A 6,978-nucleotide genomic window follows, 5' to 3' on the forward strand; every position below is an offset into this window, starting at 1 on the left:
GTGGGCAGCGGGCTGCTCGCCGCGGCGGCCGTGACCGTCGTGGCCGCGGCGGTCATGATGGGGACGGCGCGCCGGCCGCTGACCGCGGCCGTGCGCGCCCTGCGCACGCCCGGCCGGACGGAGGTGGACGGTGGCTGAGCAGGCCCCCCTGGCCGGCCGCCGGGTCGCCGAGGTGCTGGCCACCAGCACCGGCGGCGTCGGCACCCACCTGCGCTCGGTGCTGCCCGCGCTGGCCGGTGCGGGCGCGGCGGTCACCGTCTGCGGGCCGGCCGCCACCGACGCCCTGTTCGGCTTCTCGTCGGCGGCGGCGTTCTCCCCGGTGGAGATCTCCGCCGGGCTCGACCCGGTCGCCGACGTCCGCGCCGGGGTGGCGCTGCGCCGCGCGCTGGCCGGGGCCGACCTGGTGCACGCCCACGGCCTGCGCGCCGGGCTGGTGGCCGCTGCCGCGGTGCGCCTCCGGGGCGGGCGCCGCCCCCTCGTCGTCACCCTGCACAACGCCCTGCCCGACCGCTCCGGTCCGCTGCGGCGGGTGCTCGCGCAGGCCGAGCGGGCCACCGTGCGCGCCGCCGACGTCGTCCTGGCCGCCTCCGGCGACCTCGCCGACAACGCCCGCCGGCTCGGCGCCCGCGACGTGCGGGTGGCCCCGGTCGCCGCGCCGGCGCTGCCACCCGCGACGCGCCCCCGGGACGACGTCCGCGCGGAGCTGGGCCTCACCGACGGGCGCCCGCTGGTGCTCGCCGTCGGCCGGCTGCACCCGCAGAAGGGCTACGACGTCCTCCTCGACGCCGCGGCGACCTGGGCCACCGGACCGCGTCCACCCCTGGTCGCCGTCGCCGGTGACGGGCCGCTGCAGGCCGAGCTGGCCGCCCGCGTCGACGCCGGGCGGCTGCCGGTCGCGCTGCTCGGCCGCCGCACCGACGTCGCCGACCTGCTCGCCGCCGCCGACCTCGTCGTCCTGCCCTCGCGGTGGGAGGCGCGCTCGCTGACCGCGCAGGAGGCGCTGCGGGCCGGCACGCCGCTGGTCGCCAGCCGCGCCGGTGGCCTGCCCGAGCTGCTCGGCGACGCCGCGGAGCTGGTGCCGCCGGGGAACGCCGCGGCGCTGGCGGAGGCGGTCGGCGCGCTGCTCGCCGACCCCTCCCGCGCGGCGGCGCTGGCCGCCGCCGGGCGGGAGCGGGCCGCCGGGTGGCCGGACGAGGCGGCCACCGCGCGCCAGCTGGTCGCCGTCTACCGGGAGCTGCTCGGGCCGCCGGAGGGCGGCGCGGGATGAGGGCGCGATGAGGCGGGCCCGCCGGCTGCTCGTCCTCCTGCTGGCCGTCCTGGCGGTGCTGGCCACCGGGCTGCCCGGCGCGCCGGCGGCCGAGGGCGCCGCGGGGGACTGGCGCGCCGACCGGGTCCTCGTCGTCGGCGTCCCCGGGCTGCTGTGGAGCGACCTGGACCCCGAGCGCACCCCCGCCCTCTGGGAGCTGGCCGACACCTCGCCGATGGGCGCGGTGTCGGTGCGCGCCGCCCGCTCGACCACCTGCCTGCTCGACGGCTGGGCCACCCTCGGTGCGGGCAACCGCGCGCGCTTCCCCTCACCGGACGAGGCGCTGCCGCCGGTCCCGCCGCCCACCGTCCCGCTGCCCGGCGAGTCCGGCGCGACGCCGTCGCAGGGGCCGGTCCCGGCCGGGCCGCCGGCCAGCCCGGAGCTGTCGTTCTGCGGCCTGCAGGAGCGGCTCGCCGACGTCGGGCTGGCCGATCCGCTCACCGCGGTGCGTGCCGTCGCCGAGGACCAGGCCACCGCCCGCTTCGGCGCCGAGCCCGCGGTCCTGGGCGAGGCGGTCGGCTGCGCCACCGTCGTCGGCCGGGCGCCGGTGGTCGCCGTCGCCGCGCCCGGTGTCGGGCTCACCCGGCAGGAGGGGCTGCCGGAGGACCCGGCCGCCGTCGCCGCACTGCTCGAGCCCTGCCCGCTCACGCTGGTGTCGCTCGACGGGCTGGTCGACGCCGGCGTCCCGGGGGAGGGCAGCGAGACCGGCACCGAGCCGCAGTCCCGCGAGGCCGCGCTGGCCGGGATCGACGAGGCGCTGGCCCGGCTGCGCGCCGCCGTGGCCGCGCTGCCCGGCGACACCCTGCTGCTGGTCCAGGGCGTCTCCGAGGTCAACGACGGGCGCCCGCAGCTGCACGTGGGCCTGGCGTCGGGCCCCGGCTTCACCGGGCCCGGCTGGCTCACCTCGGCCAGCACCGGCCGGGCGCCCTACACCCAGCTCATCGACGTCGCCCCGACCGTGCTGCGCGCCCTCGACCTCCAGCGGCCGGCGTCGGTCAACGGGCAGCCGCTGACCGTCACCGGCGAGCACCCGGGCACCGCCGAGGCGGTCGCCGCCCTGGAGCACGCCAACACCGCCGCGGTCACCCACCACCGCAGCGCCGGGACCTTCTTCGCCGCCCTGGTCGCCGTCGTCGCCGCTGTCGTCGTCCTCGGCCTGCTGGTGCTCGGCGTCCGCCACGACGCCCGGCCGCGCGCCCGCCTGCGCCCGCTGCTGGAGCTGGCCGCCCTCGGTGCCGCCGCGCTGCCCGTGGCCACCTACCTGGCCGGGCTGGTGCCGTGGGAGCGCGCCGGGTCACCGCGCCTCGCCCTGGCCGGCGCGGTGCTGCTGGCCGACGCCGCCGTGGTCGCCCCCGCCGTCCTGGGGCCGTGGCGGCGCCGCCGGCCGGGGCCGCTGCTCGCCGTCCTCGCGGTCACGACGGCGACGCTGGTCGGGGACGTGCTCACCGGCTCGTCGCTGGAGCTCGACGGCCTGCTCGGCTACGACCCGATCGTCGCCGGGCGGTTCACCGGCTTCGGCAACCTCTCCTCCGGCCTGCTCGCGGGCAGCGCGCTGCTGGTCACCGCCGCGCTCGCCACGGCCGCGGGACGGCGCGCGGGCAGGGGGCGGGACGACGGCGGACGGCGGCGGCGCCGCGTCACCGGGGCCGTCGTCCTCGCCGCCGGACTGGTCACCGTCGTCCTGGTCGGCGCGCCGGGGCTGGGCCGCGACTTCGGCGGCGTGCTCGCCCTGCTGCCCGGTTTCCTGCTGCTGGCGATGCTGCTCACCGGCGTGCGGGTGACGCCGGTGCGGCTGGGCGCGGTGCTCGCCGCCGGCGTGCTCGCGGTGGGCACGCTGGCCGTCCTCGACTGGCTGCGGCCGGCCGACGAGCGCACCCACCTCGGCCGGTTCGTCGAGCAGGCGCTCACCGGGGAGGCGTGGACGGTGGTCAGCCGCAAGGCGCAGGCCAACGTCGACATCCTCCTGGGCAGCGCGCTGTCGTGGGTGCTGCCGGTGGCGCTGGTCGCCGCCGTCTGGCTGGTCCGCCGCCCTGGCCCACGTCGGAAGGGCCCGCGCGGCACCGGGCCCGGGCTGCTGCGCCTCGGCGGCTCGGGGTTGCGCCCGGCCGACACCGCGGTGCTGCGCGCCGGGCTGCTGGCCACCGCCCTGAGCCTGGCGCTGGGCGCCGCGGTCAACGACTCCGGCGTGGCGCTGCCGGCCACCGCCGCGGCCGTGCTGGTGCCGCTGCTGGTGGCGATGGCCGCCCGCGCGCCGCGGGCCGCGGGGAGTGACGCAGACGTCCCCGGCAGCGGGGCGGGGGAGGGCGGGGACCGTGTTACGGTCGTCTCCCGTGGGTCGACCTGGAACACGTGATCAGTCCGCCTCGAGTCGCCTCCTCCACAACTCCCAGCCGACGAAGTTCGTCTTCGTCACCGGTGGGGTCGTCTCCTCCCTCGGCAAGGGCCTGACGGCCAGCTCGCTCGGCGCGCTGCTGTCCAGCCGCGGCCTGCGGGTGACCATGCAGAAGCTGGACCCGTACCTCAACGTCGACCCCGGGACGATGAACCCGTTCCAGCACGGCGAGGTCTTCGTGACCGAGGACGGCGCCGAGACCGACCTCGACATCGGTCACTACGAGCGCTTCCTCGACACAGACCTGACCGGCCGCTCGAACGTCACCACCGGGCAGGTCTACTCCGACGTGATCGCCAAGGAGCGGCGCGGGGAGTACCTGGGCGACACCGTGCAGGTCATCCCGCACATCACCAACGAGATCAAGGCCCGCATCCTGGCCGCCGCCGAGGCCGGCACCGACGACGACGAGTCCGTCGACGTGGTCATCACCGAGATCGGCGGCACGGTCGGCGACATCGAGTCGCTGCCCTTCCTCGAGGCCGCCCGGCAGGTCCGCCACGAGATCGGCCGCGACAACGTCTTCTTCCTGCACATCTCGCTGGTGCCCTACATCGCCCCCTCGGGCGAGCTGAAGACCAAGCCGACCCAGCACTCGGTGGCCGCGCTGCGCAACATCGGCATCCAGCCCGACGCGCTGGTCTGCCGCGCCGACCGCGAGATCGGCACCTCGCTCAAGCGCAAGATCAGCCTGATGTGCGACGTCGACACCGAGGGCGTCATCGCCTGCCCGGACGCGCCGTCGATCTACGACATCCCCAAGGTGCTGCACCGGGAGGGCCTCGACGCCTACGTCGTCCGCCGGCTGGGCCTGCCCTTCCGCGACGTGGACTGGACCGTGTGGGGGGACCTGCTCGACCGGGTGCACAGCCCGAAGCAGACGGTGACGATCGCGCTGGTCGGCAAGTACGTCGACCTGCCCGACGCCTACCTCTCGGTCAGCGAGGCCCTGCGCGCCGGCGGGTTCGCCCACCGCAGCCGGGTGCAGATCCGCTGGGTGCCGTCGGACGACTGCCGGACCCCCGAGGGCGCGGCGCACGCGCTCGGCGACGTCGACGGCGTCTGCGTGCCCGGCGGGTTCGGCGTCCGCGGCATCGAGGGCAAGCTCGGCGCCATCCGCTACGCCCGCACCAACGGCATCCCCACGCTCGGGCTGTGCCTGGGCCTGCAGTGCATGGTCATCGAGTACGCCCGCAACGTGACGGGGCTCGCCGGGGCCAACTCCGCCGAGTTCGACCCCGACACCACCGACCCCGTGATCGCCACGATGGCCACCCAGGTCGACGTCATCGCCGGCGAGCGCGGCATGGGCGGCACCATGCGGCTGGGCAGCTACCCGGCGGCGCTGCAGCGCGGCTCGGTCGTCGCGGCCGCCTACGGCTCGACGGACATCACCGAGCGGCACCGGCACCGCTACGAGGTGGCCAACGCCTACCGCGACCGGCTCGGCGAGGCCGGCCTGGTGTTCAGCGGCACCTCGCCCGACGGGCTGCTGGTCGAGTTCGCCGAGCTGCCGCGCGAGGTGCACCCGTTCTTCGTGGGCACCCAGGCCCACCCGGAGCTCAAGAGCCGCCCGACCCGGCCGCACCCGCTGTTCGCCGCGTTCGTGCAGGCCGCGATCGAGCGGCAGGAGTCCGCGCGGCTGCCCGTGCCGGTGGACGAGTCCGAGGCGGAGAAGGTGGGGATCTGATGGGGCGTCGTGCGCCCGTCACCCGGAGGGTCGGGATCCGACGATGAGCGAGCCGGCCGCCGACGGCGACTACCGGGTGCTGGGCACCGAGACCGTCTACGAGGGGCGGATCATCAGCCTGGTCCGGGACACCGTGGCCATGCCCGGCGGCGGCGACAGCATCCGCGAGGTGGTCCGCCACCCGGGCGCGGTCGCCGTCGTCGCCCTGACCGACGACGGCGACGTCGTCCTGCTGCGGCAGTACCGGCACCCGGTCGGCGGCTACCTGTGGGAGCTGCCCGCCGGTCTGCGCGACGCCGAGGGCGAGGCGCCGCTGCTCACCGCCCAGCGGGAGCTGGCCGAGGAGGTGCGCATGGCCGCGGAGCGCTGGTCGCTGCTCACCACCACCTACAGCACGCCGGGCTTCTGCGACGAGCAGGTGCTCGTCTACCTGGCCGAGGGGCTGTCGGACGTCGACCGGCCCGTGGGGTTCACCGTCGAGCACGAGGAGCTGGACATGACCGTCGAGACGGTGCCGCTGGCCGACGCGGTGCAGCGGGTGTTCGACGGCGCGATCCGCAACTCCGCCGCCGTCATCGGCCTGCTCGCCGCGGCCCAGCACCGCGCCGCGGGGACGACGCTGCGCCCCGTCGACGCCACCTGACGCCCCCTCCCGCGCTCCGACGACACCGGGATCGGCGGTCTCGTGGTGATCAACCGCTGACGGCCACGAGATCGCCGATCTCGCCGAGCGGGACGGGGCCGAACGGGGCAGCGGCCCTCACCCGATGACGACGGGGGAGGACCAGCCCACCTGCACGTACTCGGGAACGCCGGTGCCGGCGTCGAGCACGAGCTCCTCGAGCCAGAAGACGTAGGGCGCGCCGGACGTCAGCCCGGCCAGCGTGACCGTGACCTCGCCGCAGTCGGCGCGCTGGGCGGCGGTGGCTCGCGGCGGCGGGGGCTGCTCGCCGGCCACCAGCTGCTGGCTGACCGCCGTCACCCGGTAGCCCTGCACCTCGTCGTGCCCGTCGGCCTGCCAGCTCACCGTCGCCGAGCCCGCGCCGGGCGTCACGCCCGGCGGGATCTGCCGCGGGTTGCCGTAGCCGCCGCACACGGCCGGCGGCGGCGTGGTCTCCAGCGGCTCGCCGTGCGGCACCAGCGGGGTGGGCAGCTCCACCTGCAGCCGGCGCGGCGCCGGGACGGCGAGCACCGGGGTGTCCACCACCGGGTCGGGCACGCCGGTCCAGACCTCCGGGTGCTCGACCACGGGCGCCGGCTCGGGCCCGTCGGCGGTGCCGGCGTTGCGGAACGGCGCCCAGGAGGCGCTCACCTGCGCGGCGATCTCCGTGGCCGGCGCCGACAGCGCCACCAGGCCGACCGCCGTGACCACCAGCACCCGCCCGGCGACCCCGCCGGCCGACGCTCCGCGGCGCGCGCGCGTGCCCCGGCGACGCCGTGCCGCCTCGCGTCCCGTCCGTCCCACGCCCACCTCCCGCATCGGTGGAGGACATCGGCACCGACGGCGGCCGGCTCAACCCGAGATCGGCGGCGCCGTCGCACCGGACCCGGCGGCGTCCGGCGCGGGCAGCCGCAGGCCGAGCCGGCCCG

Annotated in this window: 5 protein-coding genes; 4 read left to right on the plus strand and 1 reads right to left on the minus strand. The window is 77.5% G+C overall.

The genetic code is table 11. From position 1 onward, the window contains the following. Window positions 1–130 precede the first annotated feature (130 nt). The 4 genes from ABQ292_RS25715 to ABQ292_RS25730 are packed head-to-tail and all read left to right on the plus strand — an operon-like array spanning window position 131 to window position 6,031. On the plus strand, window positions 131–1,267 hold the full coding sequence (locus tag ABQ292_RS25715) for a glycosyltransferase family 4 protein (protein ID WP_369210544.1): 1,137 nt from the start codon (window positions 131–133) through the stop codon (window positions 1,265–1,267). A 7-nt stretch (window positions 1,268–1,274) separates the two neighbouring features. Then, complete coding sequence (locus tag ABQ292_RS25720) at window positions 1,275–3,659, plus strand: hypothetical protein (protein WP_369210545.1); 2,385 nt, start codon at window positions 1,275–1,277, stop codon at window positions 3,657–3,659. Next, on the plus strand, window positions 3,637–5,388 hold the full coding sequence (gene pyrG / locus ABQ292_RS25725) for a CTP synthase (protein ID WP_369210546.1): 1,752 nt from the start codon (window positions 3,637–3,639) through the stop codon (window positions 5,386–5,388). The genes ABQ292_RS25720 and pyrG overlap by 23 nt, the downstream gene beginning before the upstream one ends. Before the next feature lie 43 nt (window positions 5,389–5,431). Continuing rightward, a complete protein-coding gene (locus ABQ292_RS25730; protein WP_369210547.1) occupies window positions 5,432–6,031 on the plus strand; it encodes an NUDIX domain-containing protein in 600 nt (199 codons plus the stop codon). Between the two features lie 117 nt (window positions 6,032–6,148). Here the strand turns inward: ABQ292_RS25730 and ABQ292_RS25735 are convergent, their stop codons facing one another. Next, window positions 6,149–6,853 (minus strand): fibronectin type III domain-containing protein, encoded by a 705-nt coding sequence (locus tag ABQ292_RS25735; protein ID WP_369210548.1) that lies wholly within the window; start codon window positions 6,851–6,853, stop codon window positions 6,149–6,151. Window positions 6,854–6,978: the final 125 nt, after the last annotated feature.

It is taken from the genome of Geodermatophilus maliterrae, assembly GCF_041018925.1.
Classification (GTDB): Bacteria; Actinomycetota; Actinomycetes; order Mycobacteriales; family Geodermatophilaceae; genus Geodermatophilus; species Geodermatophilus maliterrae.

What these genes read in the sequence shown, in the direction of transcription:
- ABQ292_RS25730 (WP_369210547.1), top strand. Translation starts at nt 5,432, where the DNA reads ATGAGCGAGCCGGCCGCCGACGGCGACTACCGGGTGCTGGGCACCGAG.
- ABQ292_RS25720 (WP_369210545.1), top strand. Translation starts at nt 1,275, where the DNA reads ATGAGGCGGGCCCGCCGGCTGCTCGTCCTCCTGCTGGCCGTCCTGGCG.